The organism is uncultured Merdimonas sp., from assembly GCF_963929015.1.
GTDB lineage: Bacteria > Bacillota > Clostridia > Lachnospirales > Lachnospiraceae > Merdimonas.
Genome location: NZ_CAWVHE010000003.1, coordinates 347,087 through 363,547 on the forward strand (window position 1 = coordinate 347,087; position 16,461 = coordinate 363,547).

Annotated in this window: 18 protein-coding genes; 13 read left to right on the forward strand and 5 right to left on the reverse strand. The window is 47.5% G+C overall.

Going from position 1 to position 16,461, the window contains the following annotated elements:
• Positions 1-26 precede the first annotated feature (26 nt).
• Together lepA and hemW are read left to right on the forward strand one after the other, a co-directional pair.
• Positions 27-1,841 (forward strand): translation elongation factor 4, encoded by a 1,815-nt coding sequence (gene lepA, locus ABGT54_RS02490; RefSeq protein ID WP_346662685.1) that lies wholly within the window; start codon positions 27-29, stop codon positions 1,839-1,841.
• Positions 1,841-2,947 carry a radical SAM family heme chaperone HemW gene (hemW, locus tag ABGT54_RS02495; RefSeq protein WP_346662686.1) on the forward strand — a complete coding sequence of 369 codons (1,107 nt, stop codon included), beginning with the start codon at positions 1,841-1,843 and terminating at the stop codon, positions 2,945-2,947. The genes lepA and hemW overlap by 1 nt, the downstream gene beginning before the upstream one ends.
• Before the next feature lie 4 nt (positions 2,948-2,951).
• Here the strand turns inward: hemW and ABGT54_RS02500 are convergent, their stop codons facing one another.
• Entirely contained in the window at positions 2,952-3,464 is a 513-nt protein-coding gene (locus tag ABGT54_RS02500) for a DUF4364 family protein (RefSeq protein WP_346662687.1), read from the reverse strand.
• Positions 3,448-4,389, reverse strand: coding sequence for a TIGR01212 family radical SAM protein (locus ABGT54_RS02505; protein ID WP_346662688.1), 942 nt, complete (start codon positions 4,387-4,389; stop codon positions 3,448-3,450). The genes ABGT54_RS02500 and ABGT54_RS02505 overlap by 17 nt, the downstream gene beginning before the upstream one ends.
• Positions 4,390-4,588: 199 nt before the next feature.
• On the opposite strand from ABGT54_RS02505, the gene rho reads away from it, so the two are divergent.
• The 10 genes from rho to ABGT54_RS02555 all read left to right on the forward strand — a co-directional run bounded on the left by rho (position 4,589) and on the right by ABGT54_RS02555 (position 13,160).
• A complete protein-coding gene (gene rho / locus ABGT54_RS02510; protein WP_346662689.1) occupies positions 4,589-5,926 on the forward strand; it encodes a transcription termination factor Rho in 1,338 nt (445 codons plus the stop codon).
• Positions 5,927-6,026: 100 nt separating this feature from the next.
• Entirely contained in the window at positions 6,027-6,230 is a 204-nt protein-coding gene (gene rpmE, locus ABGT54_RS02515) for a 50S ribosomal protein L31 (RefSeq protein WP_070089959.1), read from the forward strand.
• A gap of 139 nt (positions 6,231-6,369) precedes the next feature.
• A complete protein-coding gene (locus ABGT54_RS02520) occupies positions 6,370-7,308 on the forward strand; it encodes a DUF1385 domain-containing protein (RefSeq protein WP_346662690.1) in 939 nt (312 codons plus the stop codon).
• Positions 7,271-8,134, forward strand: a complete 864-nt coding sequence (gene prmC, locus ABGT54_RS02525; RefSeq protein ID WP_346662691.1) for a peptide chain release factor N(5)-glutamine methyltransferase — start codon at positions 7,271-7,273, stop codon at positions 8,132-8,134. The genes ABGT54_RS02520 and prmC overlap by 38 nt, the downstream gene beginning before the upstream one ends.
• 19 nt (positions 8,135-8,153) lie before the next feature.
• Positions 8,154-9,224 carry a peptide chain release factor 1 gene (gene prfA, locus ABGT54_RS02530; RefSeq protein WP_346662692.1) on the forward strand — a complete coding sequence of 357 codons (1,071 nt, stop codon included), beginning with the start codon at positions 8,154-8,156 and terminating at the stop codon, positions 9,222-9,224.
• Positions 9,225-9,521: 297 nt separating this feature from the next.
• Complete coding sequence (locus ABGT54_RS02535; RefSeq protein WP_346662914.1) at positions 9,522-10,157, forward strand: TVP38/TMEM64 family protein; 636 nt, start codon at positions 9,522-9,524, stop codon at positions 10,155-10,157.
• Complete coding sequence (locus ABGT54_RS02540) at positions 10,144-11,139, forward strand: (Fe-S)-binding protein (protein WP_346662693.1); 996 nt, start codon at positions 10,144-10,146, stop codon at positions 11,137-11,139. Before ABGT54_RS02535 ends, ABGT54_RS02540 begins: the two co-directional genes overlap by 14 nt.
• Before the next feature lie 11 nt (positions 11,140-11,150).
• Entirely contained in the window at positions 11,151-11,855 is a 705-nt protein-coding gene (locus ABGT54_RS02545; protein WP_346662694.1) for a TVP38/TMEM64 family protein, read from the forward strand.
• A 269-nt stretch (positions 11,856-12,124) separates the two neighbouring features.
• Positions 12,125-12,373 carry a hypothetical protein gene (locus ABGT54_RS02550; RefSeq protein WP_346662695.1) on the forward strand — a complete coding sequence of 83 codons (249 nt, stop codon included), beginning with the start codon at positions 12,125-12,127 and terminating at the stop codon, positions 12,371-12,373.
• A 25-nt stretch (positions 12,374-12,398) separates the two neighbouring features.
• Positions 12,399-13,160: a hypothetical protein gene (locus tag ABGT54_RS02555; protein ID WP_346662696.1), complete on the forward strand. Its 762-nt coding sequence runs from the start codon at positions 12,399-12,401 to the stop codon at positions 13,158-13,160.
• Here the strand turns inward: ABGT54_RS02555 and ABGT54_RS02560 are convergent.
• Genes ABGT54_RS02560 through ABGT54_RS02570 form a run of 3 tightly spaced genes read right to left on the reverse strand, consistent with a single transcriptional unit; the run spans position 13,129 to position 15,299 of the window.
• Entirely contained in the window at positions 13,129-14,340 is a 1,212-nt protein-coding gene (locus ABGT54_RS02560; protein WP_346662697.1) for an ion transporter, read from the reverse strand. The genes ABGT54_RS02555 and ABGT54_RS02560 overlap by 32 nt on opposite strands.
• A gap of 24 nt (positions 14,341-14,364) precedes the next feature.
• A complete protein-coding gene (locus ABGT54_RS02565; protein ID WP_346662698.1) occupies positions 14,365-15,072 on the reverse strand; it encodes an MBL fold metallo-hydrolase in 708 nt (235 codons plus the stop codon).
• On the reverse strand, positions 15,069-15,299 hold the full coding sequence (locus ABGT54_RS02570; protein ID WP_346662699.1) for a hypothetical protein: 231 nt from the start codon (positions 15,297-15,299) through the stop codon (positions 15,069-15,071). Before ABGT54_RS02570 ends, ABGT54_RS02565 begins: the two co-directional genes overlap by 4 nt.
• Before the next feature lie 124 nt (positions 15,300-15,423).
• On the opposite strand from ABGT54_RS02570, the gene bsh reads away from it, so the two are divergent.
• On the forward strand, positions 15,424-16,458 hold the full coding sequence (gene bsh / locus ABGT54_RS02575) for a choloylglycine hydrolase (RefSeq protein ID WP_346662700.1): 1,035 nt from the start codon (positions 15,424-15,426) through the stop codon (positions 16,456-16,458).
• Positions 16,459-16,461 lie beyond the last annotated feature (3 nt).

Consider the following 16,461-nt stretch of genomic DNA (forward strand, 5'->3'; position numbering starts at 1 on the left):
TGTTGAACGGGAAGGGAAGAAGACAGGTGGCAGGAATAGAGCAGAAGAATATTCGTAATTTTTGTATTATTGCACATATTGATCATGGAAAGTCCACACTGGCAGACCGGATCATTGAGATGACAGGACTCCTGACTAAGAGGGAGATGCAGTCCCAGGTTCTGGACAACATGGATCTGGAGAGAGAAAGAGGCATTACGATCAAGGCCCAGGCAGTCCGGACGGTTTACCGCGCAAAGAACGGAGAGGAGTATATTTTCAATCTGATCGATACTCCTGGGCATGTGGATTTTAACTACGAGGTATCCAGAAGTCTTGCAGCCTGCGACGGAGCGATCCTGGTGGTGGACGCGGCACAGGGAGTGGAGGCGCAGACGCTGGCAAATGTATACCTGGCCCTGGATCATGATCTGGATGTGATGCCTGTGATCAATAAGATTGATCTTCCAAGTGCAGATCCGGAACGGGTGATCGAAGAGATTGAAGATGTGATCGGTATTGAGGCCCAGGACGCTCCCAGGATCTCTGCCAAGACCGGTCAGAATGTTGAGGATGTGCTGGAGCAGATCGTGGAGAAGATTCCGGCGCCAAAGGGCGATCCCGGGGCACCGCTGAAGGCACTGATCTTCGATTCTATCTATGATTCCTACAAAGGTGTGATCGTGTTCTGCAGGATCAAGGAGGGAAGCGTCCGGAAAGGAACGCCGATCCTAATGATGGCCACGGGGGCGAAAGCAGAAGTTGTGGAAGTCGGATACTTCGGAGCCGGACAGTTCATTCCCTGCGAGGAGCTGGAGGCGGGCATGGTGGGTTACATTACTGCCAGCCTGAAAAATGTAAAAGATACCCGGGTGGGCGACACCATTACCAACGCAGCCTGTCCCTGCGATGAACCGCTGCCTGGTTACAAGAAAGTAAATCCCATGGTGTATTGTGGGATGTATCCTGCAGACGGAGCCAAGTACCCGGATCTTCGAGATGCACTGGAAAAGCTGCAGCTTAACGATGCGTCCCTGCAGTTTGAGCCGGAGACTTCTATAGCTCTTGGGTTTGGATTCCGCTGCGGTTTCCTTGGACTTCTCCACCTGGAGATCATCCAGGAGCGGTTGGAGAGGGAATACAATCTGGATCTGGTTACCACTGCGCCGGGAGTTATCTATAAAGTCCACAAGACCAACGGGGAAGTGATCGATCTGACCAACCCCTCCAATCTGCCGGATCCTTCAGAGATCGAATATATGGAAGAGCCGATCGTAAAGGCAGAGATCATGGTTACCTCAGAGTATATTGGCGCGATCATGGAACTTTGTCAGGAAAGGCGCGGGATATATGACGGGATGGAATACATGGAGGCGACCCGTGCGGTGCTGCATTATCATCTCCCTCTGAATGAGATCATTTATGATTTCTTTGACGCGCTTAAATCCAGATCCAGAGGCTATGCGTCCTTCGATTATGAGATGGACGGTTATGTGCAGTCCAGTCTCGTAAAGCTGGATATCCTGATCAACAAGGAAGAAGTGGACGCCTTGTCCTTTATTGTCCATGCGGATACTGCCTATGAGCGGGGAAGAAAGATGTGCGAAAAGCTGAAAGAAGAGATTCCAAGGCAGTTGTTTGAGATCCCGATCCAGGCAGCTATCGGCAGCAAGATCATTGCCCGGGAGACGGTGAAGGCTATGCGAAAAGACGTGCTTGCTAAATGCTATGGCGGCGATATTACCCGGAAAAAGAAACTTTTGGAAAAGCAGAAGGAAGGAAAGAAGCGGATGCGCCAGGTGGGCAATGTGGAGATTCCGCAGAAAGCCTTTATGAGCGTTTTGAAGCTGGACGATAAGTAATGAGACCACTGGAAATTTATCTTCACATTCCTTTTTGTGTACAGAAATGTAAATACTGTGATTTTCTGTCCGCCCCCGCATCCTCCGGGGAGCGGGCGGATTATGTAGAAAGCCTTTGCCGGCAGATCCGCAGTTATCGGAAGCTGGCAGAGGCTTATCATGTTGTCAGTATTTTTATCGGCGGAGGAACGCCGTCCCTGCTGGAAACCAGACAGATGGAAGCAATCACAGGGGCGCTTCAGGACACATTTGCCATTGAGAAAGACGCAGAGTTCACCGTGGAAGCCAATCCGGGAACTTTGTCTGAAGAAAAGCTGAAAGGATACAGAAAAGTCGGGATCAACCGGCTGAGCATAGGTCTGCAGTCGACAGTGGACGAAGAGCTTGTCTGCCTGGGAAGGATCCATACATTTGAAGAGTTCCTGGAAAGTTTTTGTCTTGCCAGAGACGCCGGGTTTACCAATGTGAATGTGGATCTGATGTTCGGGATCCCGGGACAGACGCAAAAGAGCTGGGAAAGAAGTCTGCGGAAGGTGGCGGATCTTGGGCCGGAGCATATCTCTGCTTATGGGCTGATCATAGAAGAGGGAACGCCTTTTTATGAAATGTACGGGGAACAGGGGAAAGAACGGGGGCTTTATGCGGACAGGCTGCCGGGAGAAGAGACAGAGCGGGAAATGTACCACCGGACCCTGACTATACTGCGAGAATACGGATACGAGCGATATGAGATTTCCAATTATGCAAGGCCGGGATATGCCTGCCGGCACAATCTGGGATACTGGGAGCGCAGAGAGTATCTGGGGATCGGGTTGGGCGCCGCATCCCTGATCGGAAGAGAACGGTGGAATCAGGGAGAAGAACACACGCTCCTTTCCAAAGAGGATGAGATGGAGGAATATATGTTTCTGGGGCTTCGGAAAATGGAAGGAGTGTCCAGAAAGCAGTTTGCACTTCTGTTTGGAGTGGAGATGGAACAAGTATACGGAGATGTGATCCGAAAGATGCAAAAAGAAAATCTCCTGGAATACGCAGGAGATTTTGTGAGGCTGACAGAATTTGGGATCGACGTCAGCAATTATGTTATGAGTGAATTTATTCTGTAACGCTCTACAGCAGATGCGACATGATCAGGGCGTAGATTTCTTCATTTTTCTGCTGCCAGTTGTTGGCGATGGTTTCTGCTTCCTGTTCCGTGGGGGCTGTTACTGTCAGATCGATCAGGGGGACGCCCTGCTCTATCACCTGACAGTGGATGGAATACTCCCGGTTGGTGTTGCGGTAATAGTCGGATTTTACGGAGACCTCATTTTTCAGCTCATAATTCTTTTCCCTGAGAAAGGAATCGATGTCTTCCTGGATCGCAGGAGAGATGTCGTTTTTAAAAAAGAGGAGCGTCTGCCGGCCTTCTTCGGTCAGATGATAGAAAGTGCGGCTGTGGGTAGACTCTTCCCGGATAAATCCGGATTCGGCCAGTTCGGCAAGCGCCTGCCGAAGTTTAAAATACGTGGTGTACCCCTCGTCCAGGATAAATTCGGAAATCTGAGAATTTGTCAGGGGGAAGTCTACTTTATTTAGCATATAGAGAATAATCAGTTTATATAGTTTAAAGGTTGATGTCATATGGATAATCCTTTCCCTGCCACAGATCTTTTTCTTTCAGATAGCTGTGGAGCTGATTTAAAACGCGGCGTTTGTCTCTGGTCCATTGGGGAGCGATCAGGAGATCCCCCGGACCGTCGCCGGTAAGCCGGTGTATTACGATATCCGGGCGCAGAGTACACAGGCAATCTCCCAGCAGCCGGACATATTCATCAAGGGAGGGGAGCCGAAAGGGGTTCTGCTCATAAAGATCTGCAAGATCTGTGCCGCGAAGTACATGAAGAAGCTGGAATTTGATGCCCTGGATGTCCAGACTGTTGAGATAGCGGACAGTATCCAGCATCATAGTGTCTGTTTCTCCGGGAAGGCCCAGGATTACATGGACAATGACCGGGATCCCTCTGGATCTTAGACCGGCGACAGCTTTCTCAAAAACCGGCAGGTCATAGCCGCGCCGGATCAGCCGGGCAGTAGAAGGATGGATCGTCTGAAGTCCAAGTTCCACCCATACCGGCTTTTGGCGGTTCAGGATCTCCAGAAGATCCAGGCAATCCTCGCCAAGGCAGTCCGGCCTGGTGGCGATGGAAAGGATCCGGATGTCCGGATGAGCAATGGCCTCACTGAAAACCTTTCGCAGGTAGGGGAGAGGTCCGTAGGTGTTGGTATATGCCTGAAAATAGGCGATGTATCCGTTTCCGTGGTATTTTGCGGCAGTCTGAGATCTGCCGGCCTCAATCTGTTCTGTAACAGAAAGCTTCCGGCTCGCCGCAAAATCTCCGGATCCGCCCCGGCTGCAGAAGATGCAGCCTCTGGTTCCCAGGGAGCCGTCCCGGTTTGGGCAGGTAAATCCTGCGTCCAGGGATATTTTATAAAATTTTTCTCCAAACCTGCTCTTTAGAGCATAATCCAGAGAGTGGTATCTTTTTTCATTCCAGTGCGTTTTCATATCTGCCTTTTATCATAACATTACAAATGCTCCATTTCAATAAAAAAACTCTTTAAAAACGGAAGCCTTTGTAGTATAATACCAATGTATTTTATTCAGGTCATATCGACATGGAAATCCCGAACTTATCATTATAGAACAAAAGATGCAGCAGAAGCTGATGAATAGAGGAATCGTAAAAAGTAGAAAGGATGGAATCATGAGAGAAAAGTATGAATCGCTGCCGCTGGCTACTTTGAAGGATCTTGCAAAAGCAAGAGGCATCAAAGGTGTTTCTGTCATGAAAAAGGCAGAAGTGGTAGAGCGGATGCTGGAAGAAGATGAGAAAGAGAAGCAGGCGGAGAGAGAGGCGGTAAAGGAGATGTCCGCCAATACAGGAGATAAAGATATCCATGATATTGACAAGCTTGACAGCGGCGTGAAGGCGCGGGGGATCCTGGAAGTAATGCCGGACGGCTACGGTTTTATCAGAAGCGCCAATTATCTTCCGGGAGAAAATGACGTGTATGTGTCTCCTTCCCAGATCCGCAAGTTTAATCTGAAGACGGGGGATATTCTGGAAGGACATACCCGCATTAAGACACAGCAGGAGAAGTTCAGCGCTCTGTTATATCTGACAAAGATTAATGAGATCGATCCCATGAAGGCGGTGCGGCGGTCAAATTTTGAGGATATGACTCCGATCTTTCCTGATGAGAGACTGCGGCTGGAGTGTGGAAAGACAAGCACAGCCATGCGGATCGTGGATCTTCTTTCGCCCATCGGAAAAGGACAAAGAGGAATGATCGTATCTCCGCCAAAAGCCGGAAAGACGACGCTTTTAAAGCAGGTAGCGCTGTCTGTCAGAAAGAATAATCCGGAGATCCATCTTCTGATCCTGCTGATCGATGAACGGCCGGAAGAAGTCACAGATATTAAGGAAACCATTGAAGGAGAAAATGTAGAGGTGATCTATTCTACCTTTGACGAACTGCCAGAGCATCACAAGAGAGTCTCCGAGATGGTGATCGAGAGGGCAAAAAGGCTGGTGGAGCATAAGAAGGATGTTATGATCCTTCTGGACAGTATCACAAGACTGACCAGGGCCTATAATCTGACAGTTCCGCCTTCAGGCAGAACCCTGTCCGGCGGTCTGGATCCGGCAGCCCTTCATACGCCGAAGCGTTTTTTTGGCGCGGCCAGAAATATGAGAGAGGGCGGAAGCCTGACAATCCTGGCTACAGCGCTTGTGGATACCGGCAGTAAGATGGACGATGTGATCTACGAAGAGTTTAAGGGAACCGGTAATATGGAACTGGTGCTTGACCGCAAGCTTTCTGAACGCAGAATGTTCCCTGCAGTGGATATCCATAAGTCCGGGACCAGACGGGAAGACCTTCTTCTTTCCCCGGAGGAGCAGGAAGCTGTGGATACCATGCGCCGTGCGCTGAACGGCATGCGTGCAGAAGAAGTGGCGGACAACATCCTTAATATGTTCAGCAGGACCCGAAATAATGCGGAATTAATTCAAATGGTAAAAAAGACAAAATTAATCTAGACAATAATTGACATTTATGCTATGATTATATAGCTGTTTAGAAAAAATAGAGATCGCGTTTTCAAAGCGCGGCTGACAAAATAAAGAAGAGGTGAAAATCATGAAAGAAGGAATCCATCCGGCATATCATCAGGCAACTGTAACTTGTAACTGTGGAAATACATTTGTGACAGGTTCTACCAGCGAGGACATCCATGTGGAGATCTGTTCCAAATGCCATCCGTTCTATACCGGACAGCAGAAAGCTGCACAGGCACGCGGCCGTGTAGATAAGTTCAACAAGAAATACGGAATGGGCAAATAAGCTTACAAGTGACGGGTTGAGGTGAAAATCTCAACCCTTTGTTTGTATCGGCGGCCACATACAATCCCGGAAGGCGTTCACTGAAGCTTCCGGTGATTTTATCTGAGAAAAAAGAAGGCTTGCCGGAAAGGATAAGAATATGAAGTCATCAAACATTGGCGGACAGGCAGTGCTGGAAGGCATTATGATGAAGCATCAGGATGAATACGCGGTTGCTGTGCGAAAGAGCGACGGCGAGATCGTGGTGGAAAAAGATGTCTATCACAGTATTGTCGGGAATGCAAAACAGCTGACCAGGATCCCCTTTGTACGGGGAATTTTTAATTTTATTGATTCTATGGTGCTGGGGATTAAGACACTGACATTTTCTGCTTCTTTCTTTGAGGAGGAAGAGGAAGAAGAAACATTGACGCAGGAGGAAGCAGAAAAGAGAGAAAAACAGGAAAAGTGGCTGATGCGGGGCACGGTTGCCTTTTCTGTAGTGGTTGCAGTGGCTATTTTCATGGTCCTGCCTTATTTTCTTTCTTCCTTTCTGGAACCAAGAGTGCCTTCTTACCATGTAAGAACCATTATTGAAGGATTTATCCGGATCGGGATTTTCGTGCTGTATGTTCTTCTGATCTCGCGGATGGAAGATATACAGCGGACGTTTATGTATCACGGGGCGGAACACAAATGTATCAATTGTATTGAGCATGGGCTTCCGCTTACTGTAGAAAATGTGCGGATCAGTTCCAGACAGCATAAGCGCTGCGGTACCAGTTTTTTGTTCTTTGTGCTGGCGATCAGTATTATTTTGCTGTTTCTGGTCCAGGTGGAATCCACGGGGATGCGGGTGCTGATCCGGATTCTGCTGCTTCCGGTGATCGCAGGTATTTCCTACGAAGTGTTGAAGCTTGCGGGAAATTCCGACAACCCGGTGATCAATCTGTTAAGTAAGCCGGGGCTTGCCATTCAGAAGCTGACTACCAAAGAACCGGATGATTCCATGATCGAAGTTGCGATACAGGCTGTGGAAGCTGTCTTTGACTGGAGAGCGTATGAAAGAGAAAATTTTGACACTGCGGGAAATGTATAAAGAAGGAGCAGATGATCTTGCCCGGGCGGGCATCCGGGATGCCGGGACGGACGCGTGGTATCTTCTGGAATATGTGACAGGTATCAACAGGGCGTCATATTATGGATCACCGGATCGCGAACTGTCCCGGGAAGAGGAAGAAAGATACCGGGATCTGCTGAAAAAAAGAGCCGGACATCTTCCGCTCCAGCATATTACCGGGGAACAGGCGTTTATGGGATTTACATTTCTTGTAAATGAAAATGTGCTGATCCCGCGGCAGGATACAGAAGTGCTGGTGGAAGAAGCGCTTACGCACCTGAAATCAGGAATGGAGGTTCTGGATCTCTGCACCGGTTCCGGCTGTATTCTGATCAGTCTTTTGAAATTGTGTCAGGAGATTACAGGAACCGGGAGCGATATTTCCGAAAAAGCTCTGGAGACTGCCGAAGAAAACGGACGCCGTCTGGGCGTGGAGGAACGGGTGAAATGGGTAAAAAGCGACTTGTTTGACCGGCTTTCCGGAAGCTATGATCTGATTGTATCGAATCCGCCTTATATCCGGACGGAAGTGATCGAGGAACTGCAGGAAGAAGTCCGGCTTCACGACCCCAGGATCGCGCTGGACGGCAGGGAGGACGGCCTGTTCTTTTACCGGCAGATTGCCCGGGAGAGCAGGAAGTATATGAAACAGGACGGATGGCTGGCCCTGGAGATCGGTCATGATCAGGCGGAAGCGGTGGCCGGGTTACTTGACGATGCAGGTTATACGCAGATACAGGTAAAAAAAGACCTGGCAGGTCTTGACCGTGTGGTGACGGGAAGGTACAATAAAAATTGCGCTTAGTAATGAAGGAGGAAGACTCATGTTTGATAAATTAGAAGATCTGGTCATCCGGCTGGAGGAGATCTTAAGTGAATTGCAGGAGCCGGATGTAGCCAACGATCAGAACAGATTTCGTAAACTGATGAAAGAACAGAACGATCTTACACCGATCGTTGAGGCTTATCAGGAATATAAATCCTACAAACAGGCGATTGACGACAGTCTGGAGATGCTGGAGGAAGAGTCTGACGAGGAGATGCGGGAACTGGCCAAAGAGGAGCTGAATGAAGCAAAGGCCAGAGTCGAGGAGCTGGAGCATGAGCTGAAGATCCTGCTGCTTCCCAAAGATCCTAACGATGAGAAAAATGTTGTGGTTGAGATCCGGGCAGGGGCCGGTGGAGATGAGGCTGCTCTTTTTGCCGCGGAGATTTACCGGATGTACCTGCATTATGCAGAGAGCCAGCACTGGAAGGTAGAGCTGGTAGAATGTGAGGAGATCGGGATCGGCGGCATGAAGAATGTTACCTTTATGATCGATGGAAAGGGCGCGTATTCCAAGATGAAATACGAGTCCGGGGTACACAGGGTACAAAGAGTGCCGGAGACAGAATCCGGCGGACGGATCCACACATCAACGATTACTGTGGCGGTGATGCCGGAAGCAGAAGATGTGGATATCCAGATTGATGAAAAAGACATCCGCATCGACGTAATGCGTGCTTCCGGAAACGGAGGACAGTGTGTTAATACTACGGACTCTGCGGTTCGTCTGACGCATTATCCGACCGGTATCGTCATTTACAGCCAGACCGAGAAATCCCAGCTGCAGAATAAGGAAAAAGCGTTTGCCCTGCTCCGGGCAAAACTCTATGATCTGGAGTGCCAGAAACGTCACGATGCAGAAGCGGAGGCCAGAAAGAGCCAGATCGGAACCGGAGACCGGTCCGAAAAAATCCGTACTTATAATTTCCCGCAGGGACGAGTGACCGATCACCGGATCGGGTTGACTTTGTATAAGCTGGACAAGATCATGAACGGAGATATCCAGGAGATCATTGATGCCTGCATCGCAGCTGATCAGGCCGCCAAACTCGCAAATATGAACGAATAAGCACGAACGCACCGTCAATAAAGAGGGATCGCGCAAGTTTACTTGCGGCGGTTCCTCTTTTTGACGGTATGTGAGTGTAAACGAACACCGAAAAATGCGTATATATAGACAAAATCTATATATACGCCCTTTTATTATATTTATCTGTTAGACATGTCTGAAAGAAAAAATGTAAAATAAAAGTAGTTGTGATTTTTGTGGGAAAGGAACAAAAAAGTTTATTGACTAGTCACAGAAAGGACCGGTAATGTGAAAAATAAGAAATTGTGGATTTTCATTGGTCTGGTGGTTCTGATCATGGTTCTGAACCATATGTTCGGATGGTCCGCTTATCTGGGAGATCCCGGGAGCCTGGATTTCCTGGAACAGCTGATCCGGGAAAATATGGCGGGCGCGATAGGAATCTATCTGGCAGTCACCGTGATCGGCAGCGTAGTGCTGGCTTTGCCGGGCGTAACATTTGCTGTTCTGGCAGGTCTTTTGTTTGGACCGGCGCTCGGGACGTTTCTGTGTGTAGTGGCAGCGACTGCGGGGGCTGTTCTTGCATTTCTGGCAGGACGTTTTTTCCTTCGGGACAGTATCCGTCCGGCGGCGATGAAGAATAAGTATTTGAAAAAATGGTTATTTGATGAAACGGGAAAAAATCAGCTGTTTGTTCTGATGATTACCAGACTGGTACCGGTATTTCCTTATAATCTGCAGAATTTTGCTTATGGAGTGACAGATATCCGGTTTGGAACGTATACAGTTGGTTCCTTTCTGTTTATGATCCCGGGCACGGCCATGTATACCATAGGTACGGCTGGTCTTGCGGACGCCGGAAACCGGACGTTGTATATCGGGCTGGCGCTTTTGATCGCGGCAGCGGTGATCGTGGTGGGAATGCTTCTGAAAAAGAAATACATCGTGGAGGAGACAGATGGAGAGAAATAGAGCAAAGACTTCGGGATTTCCCGGGGCGGAGGCATGTGTACACTGCCATCTGTGCCGGAAACATTGCGGCTTTTTGAAGAAATATCAGATCGATATCGGAGATACAGATAAGCTTCGGAGTCTTTCATACCACTGCTTTTTATGTGGGACCTGTACCGGCGTTTGCCCAAAAGGGATCGACGGCAGACAGATCATTCTTAATATGCGCCGGGCCCATGTGGCTGAATCCGGGAAAAAACCGGAAGGGTACCGGACGCTTCTGTGGGAGAAAGATCCGTATAAGTTTCGTAATTACAGAAAATCCAGTGGAAAATCTGTTTTTTTCCCGGGCTGTAATTTTCCGTCTTTTTATCCCCGGACCAATGCTTTTCTCACCCGTTTTTTGCAGGAAGAAGCCGGGATTGGCGTCATCTATGATTGTTGTGGGAAGCCGGTGGCAGAACTTGGAATGGAAGAACGGGAGAAGGAGAGTATCCGGGAACTTGAGAAAAGACTTTCCAGAGAAGGGGTAGAAGAACTGATCGTTGTCTGTCCTAATTGTTATCACTTTCTCAAGGGGCGGATTGGGATTCGGGTTGTCAGTATCTACCAGAAACTGGAAGAGCTGGGAACCGGAAAGAAAAGCAGATGGATGAAAGTAAATAATAAAGGTGTTCCCATATTCCTTCCCTGTCCGGACCGGAGAGAAAAAGAAATTCTGGAAGATATCAAACCATTTCTGGAAGCGGAGCCACTTATCCGAAGGGATGTCCAGTGCTGCGGACTTGGCGGCTGCGGAGCCCGGAAAGAACCGGAGATTGCCGCACATATGACAGATCCGTTAAAAAATGAAGAACTGGTATATACATATTGCGCCTCCTGTTGTGGGAATCTTGCAAGGAAAGGGATACGGGTCAGGCATGTGCTTGTGGAGATTCTTGGAAACAAGGAAGAGCCGGATACAAAAAAATCCCTGATCAACAGGGCAAAGTTAATATTTTAAAAGGAGAAAAAATGGAAATGAGAGAAAAAAGAAATTGGGGGAAAAAAATCGTGATCCTTGCAATCGCTGTGATCTGCGTTGCGGTGTATTTTCTGGTGCCGTCCGTAAACAGCGCCATGAACCGGGTGTTTGGAATGTTTGCCAGCGGAGATTTTGACGTGGTAAGGGATTTTGTGGCATCCTATGGCGCGTATGCAGCGGCGGTATCCTTTTTTCTGATGATTTTTCAGTCTGTGGCTGCGCCTCTTCCGGCGTTTCTTCTGACTCTTGCAAACGCAAATCTTTTTGGATGGTGGCAGGGCGCGGTTCTTTCCTGGAGCAGCGCCATGGCCGGCGCTGCGGTCTGCTTTTTTATCGCGCGGATCCTGGGACGGGATGTGGCAGAGAAGCTGACCAGCAAAGCGGGGATCGCTCAGATTGACACGTTTTTTGAAAAATACGGGAGGAATACGGTTCTGATCTGTCGGTTGCTTCCTTTTGTATCGTTTGATTTTGTCAGCTACGCAGCTGGACTAACTTCTATGTCTTTCCCGGCCTTTTTTATCGCTACCGGGATCGGACAGCTGCCGGCTACGATCGTATATTCTTATGTGGGAGGCATGCTGACCGGCGGAGCGCAGCTTCTGATGACCGGACTTTTGATTTTATTTGCTTTATCAGCGCTGGTTGTAATGTTAAGAAAAATTTATATGGACCGGCAGAAAGCGAAATCATAATTCCGAAAGAAAATCCGGATACAGACGATATGATTATGGTTTAAAATTGCTTGTAACAACACCGGGAGTTATGCTATACTATACACAGATTTGATAAGGAGGGCGTACAAATGGGCTGGAAAACACCATTTTTGATGATTCAAAAAGGCAGTTTTTTTGATGTTCAGGCTATAAGTGCGCCAATTTTTAGATAAATCTGTCATTATGATCTGTAATTCTAAAATGGGCATTATTCTTGATTTTATGAATGACGATGAAAGGATAATGCTATGAATATCAAAAAACAAATTTCCAGATTATATTTATATGAAATTGTCAGTGGCCTGCAGATTGTAGATGCTGTGTGGGTCTTTTTTCTGTTGGAACGGGGATTTTCTCTTGCACAGGTTGGAATCGCAGAAGGGGTTTTTCATGCGGTAAGCATGTGCTTTGAGATTCCAAGCGGTATGGTTTCAGATACCATAGGGAGAAGAAAAAAACTATCTCAAAGTAGCCTCCAGACAGGATTTTCTGTATGAAGGGCTCTTTGCATTTGCGAATCTGATGAGTATTGTAACAGTAGCTATCGGATATCAAAAAGCATATTTTCTCTCGATCCTGCAGGGGATTTTATGTGCCTTTTGTGCATCTTTTCTGAAAGAAGCAATGGAAAGTGAACGAACTTTCGGAAAAAGCCGGACACCTGCCGACCTGTTTCGGGAAATCGGAGCGCATTTTCTTCAAACAGCTGCATTCCTGCGAAAAGTCCCGGAGACTGCCTGGCGTATGGCATATTCCGGCCTTATATCCGCGGCTGTGTATGTGGTCTACATGCTGCTTCAGGACCATCTGGTGGAGACCGGACTGGAACCGGGATTTCTCGGTATTCCGCTGCTTTTGATCTCTCTTTGTTCCATGGCCGGAGCTGTGCTGACAGAAAAAACCGGAAGAATGTCTCTCCGGTTCTTTTACCTGGCTGGTGGAATTCTGACAGGGATCTTCCTCTTTTTGAGCGGAAGAAATTCTCTGGTCGTTTCTGTAGCAGGAGCCGGCGCTGCCCGTTGTATCGGTGAAATGATCATGCTTCGTACAGAGGCTGAAAACCAAAAAGATTTTTCCGGCAGTTCCAGAGCTACCATGGTATCGGTGGGAAGTATGGCTTATAGCATATTCATGGTGCTTTTAAGTCCGGCGGCTGGAATGGCTGCGGAAAAGTTCTCCATTTTGGCAGCCTTTTCCATGCTGGGACTTTTAACAGCGGCAGCCGGTCTGATCATGTTTGTCCGGCGTGCTGCTACAACTCAATCTCTTCCGCATGAGGAATAAAGGTTTGTGTATAGATAATTACCACATCCCGTTCACGCAGGATCATATTTCCATTCGGAATTAGCACCTTACCCCGCCGCTTGATCAGTACGATGATCGAGTGGCGGGAAATATCCAGATCCCGGATGCGTTCTCCGATCCAGGGATGATTGACGGAAAGGGAAATTTCCTTTAGTTTAATTTTTTGTTTATCGTCTTTAAAAGATTCGGCGCCCAATACCAGCACATCGTTCGCATGAAGCATCATATTCCCTCTTGGTACCAGGATCCGGCCATCCCTCTGGATAGCGGAAACAATAACGCTTGCCGGAAGTTTCAGCTGCCCTACTGTATGTCCGGGCCAGAAATCTTGTTCTGTCAGATGAATTTTGATGAAATGGATATCTGCCTCCGGACCGATCTCTGCGATTCGTTTGATCCGGGAATATTGATCTACGAATCCTGCAGATATGATACCGGTCGGGATAGCAACCATGCCTACGCCAAGAAAGGTGATAAAGATTCCGAACATTTTACCAAGGGTGGTAATGGGATAAATATCTCCATAGCCGACAGTCAGCAATGTGGATGCGGACCACCAGATGCCGGAAAAGGCGTTGGTAAAGACATCCGGCTGTGCTTTATGTTCCAGACTGTACATGCAGAGGCTGGAACCGATCATCAACATCAAAATTATAAAAACCGAGGAAATAAGCTGCTGCTTCTTCCCTGCAATAACATCTGTGATCACACTTAGCGAGTCATAATAGGCATTGATGCGGAAAAGACGAAAGATCCGCACGATCCGCAGCATACGGAATGCCACAGCGCCTTCCGGGAAAAAGAAGGGAAGGTACTGGGGCAAAAAAGACAACAGATCTACAAGACCGGTAAAGGAACAGACATAACGCCGCACAGCCCGCCACTGCGGAAGCTCCGGATATAAGTATTTGGCGGTCCATACCCGCAGGATATAGTCGATCATAAACAGGGCGACTGTAACTTCTTCCACTGCGGAGAGAAGGGCGCCATATGGTTCCCGGTAATTATCAAACGTGTACAGAATACTGACTGCAAGATTCAAAATGATGCAGAATGCATTAAAAAAATCATAGATTCTGCTGACATAGTCATATTCTGTGCCGACCTCAATGATTTCAAAAATTCTTTTCCTGCGTTTTTCGTAAGTAGATGGATTCATGTTATCTCCTGTTATAAATCTAAGTTAAAGGATCGTCTCCTGCCCTTCGGATCTTAATGGAACGACCTGCTTTTTATAAAGGCTGCCTTTTGGAGAAGCGAGAAATGTAGAAATCATCTCATAGTCCTTCCAGAAATGCATGGGAAAGGCATGAGCCGTTTTTGTGTGCTCCAGGATGTATAAGAAGCCTTTGTCATACCATTCTTCCTGGCGGGGATCTAAAGGAAGAAAAGCCGCAAAGAGTTCCATTCCCTCTAACGGTGCAGTATATTTTTTAAAATTAGCAGTCATATTATGATTGTATTGTTTGGTTTCTTCTTTCCACACCCACCAGTTCAGATCTCCGGCGTGGTAAATCCATTTATCATGAAACCGTACCAGAAATGCCACGCCGAAATCCGTAGAGTGCAGCGTACGGATCAGAAGCTGTCCATTCATGAGAGACAGTTCCTGGCCGGGACGCATGGTATACAGATTCTTTGGAAGTTCTTCCGGAGAGATCTTCCTGTGGCGAAGAACATCGTGAGATAGAATATAAGTCGCACCCGCATGAGCTTGAATCTGAAAAATGGCAGGATTAAAGTGGTCTGCATGGAAATGGGATACAAATATGTATAAAGGTTTCTCTGGTGGAACGTCCGGAAGTTTTCCTTCGTAATAATCAAACAGCCATATACAGTCCGGCCATTCCATCCAGAAGCCGCTGTGACCGATATACGTTACTTTGATCATGATAACTCCTCGAGTTTCATTACTTTTTCAACATACTCCTTATTCAGTTCCAGCCATTCTGCGATGTCATCTGCAGAAAGGCCCTTCTGCTGTTTCCGTCGGATGATCTCTACCAACTCCGCTTCTTTGCCACTTGCATAACCGTCCTCACGTATCAGACGCTCCCGTTCAAATATCTTCATATACTCCAGTGACACCTCCCTGTCATGCTTCACTTTCTGGACCATCTATTTTCTTCCATTGTATTGCTTTTTCTCTGAAAAGCCAAGGAGAAATCTCTTCTGTGAGAATGAATTGTAATATTTCCGGGAATCGTCTATGATAGTAGACAGAAAGGAGCACAGCTTATTTATGTGTACATGTATGACTTATCAGACGGATGAATTTTACTTTGGAAGGAACCTGGATCTGGAATATTCTTTTGGAGAACAGATTGTTATAACGCCGAGAAATTATCGTTTCTCTTTTGAAGGGAATGAGGATGGGCAAAATCATTTTGCTATGATCGGAATGGCGAATATCACAGACCGCTATCCTCTGTATGCGGAGGCGGCCAATGAAAAGGGCCTTTGTATGGCAGGATTAAATTTTCCTGAAAATGCGGTGTACCATGAGGAAACTACTGGAAAAGAAAACATAGCATCCTATGAAATAATCCCGTGGATATTGCGGAGGTTTTCCAATGCGGAAGATGCGGCAGAATACCTGAGGAAGGTTGTGGTCACAGGAAAAGCATTTGCAGAAACAATGCCGACTGCTCCGCTGCACTGGATGTTGGCCGACCGGAAGACTTGTTATGTAATAGAGCCAATGAAAGATGGCCTTCATATTAATCAGAACCCTTATGGAGTGTTGACCAATAATCCGCCGTTCCCTTTTCACATGGAAAATGTAAAGCAGTATCTGAATTTAACTTCAGAGAGTCCCACAAACCAGTTTTGCAAAGAACTGGACTTAAAACCTTTTGGACAGGGCTTGGGAAGTTTCGGACTTCCAGGGGATTTCTCACCAGCGTCACGGTTTATAAAGGCAGTGTTCCTGCGGTGGAATTCTGTCAGCAGCAAGGGAAAATATGGAGATGTCACACAGTTCTTTCACATCCTGGACGGAGTCGGGATGGTAAGAGGTTCTGTCAGAACAGAAGAGGGAAGAAACGATATTACCACTTATTCCTGCTGTATCAGTCCGGAACAAGGTGTTTACTACTGTAAGACGTATGAGAATTACCAGATTCAGGCAGTGGATATGTTTAAGGAGGATCTGGGGAGCGCGGAACTGATCGCGTACCAGATGCAGAAGGATCAGAATATCTGCTGGAAGAATCAGAGGAAGGCGGTCGAAGAAGAGCGAAAAAGAGGAGAGGAAAGAAGCGGACGAAAAAAATAGAAA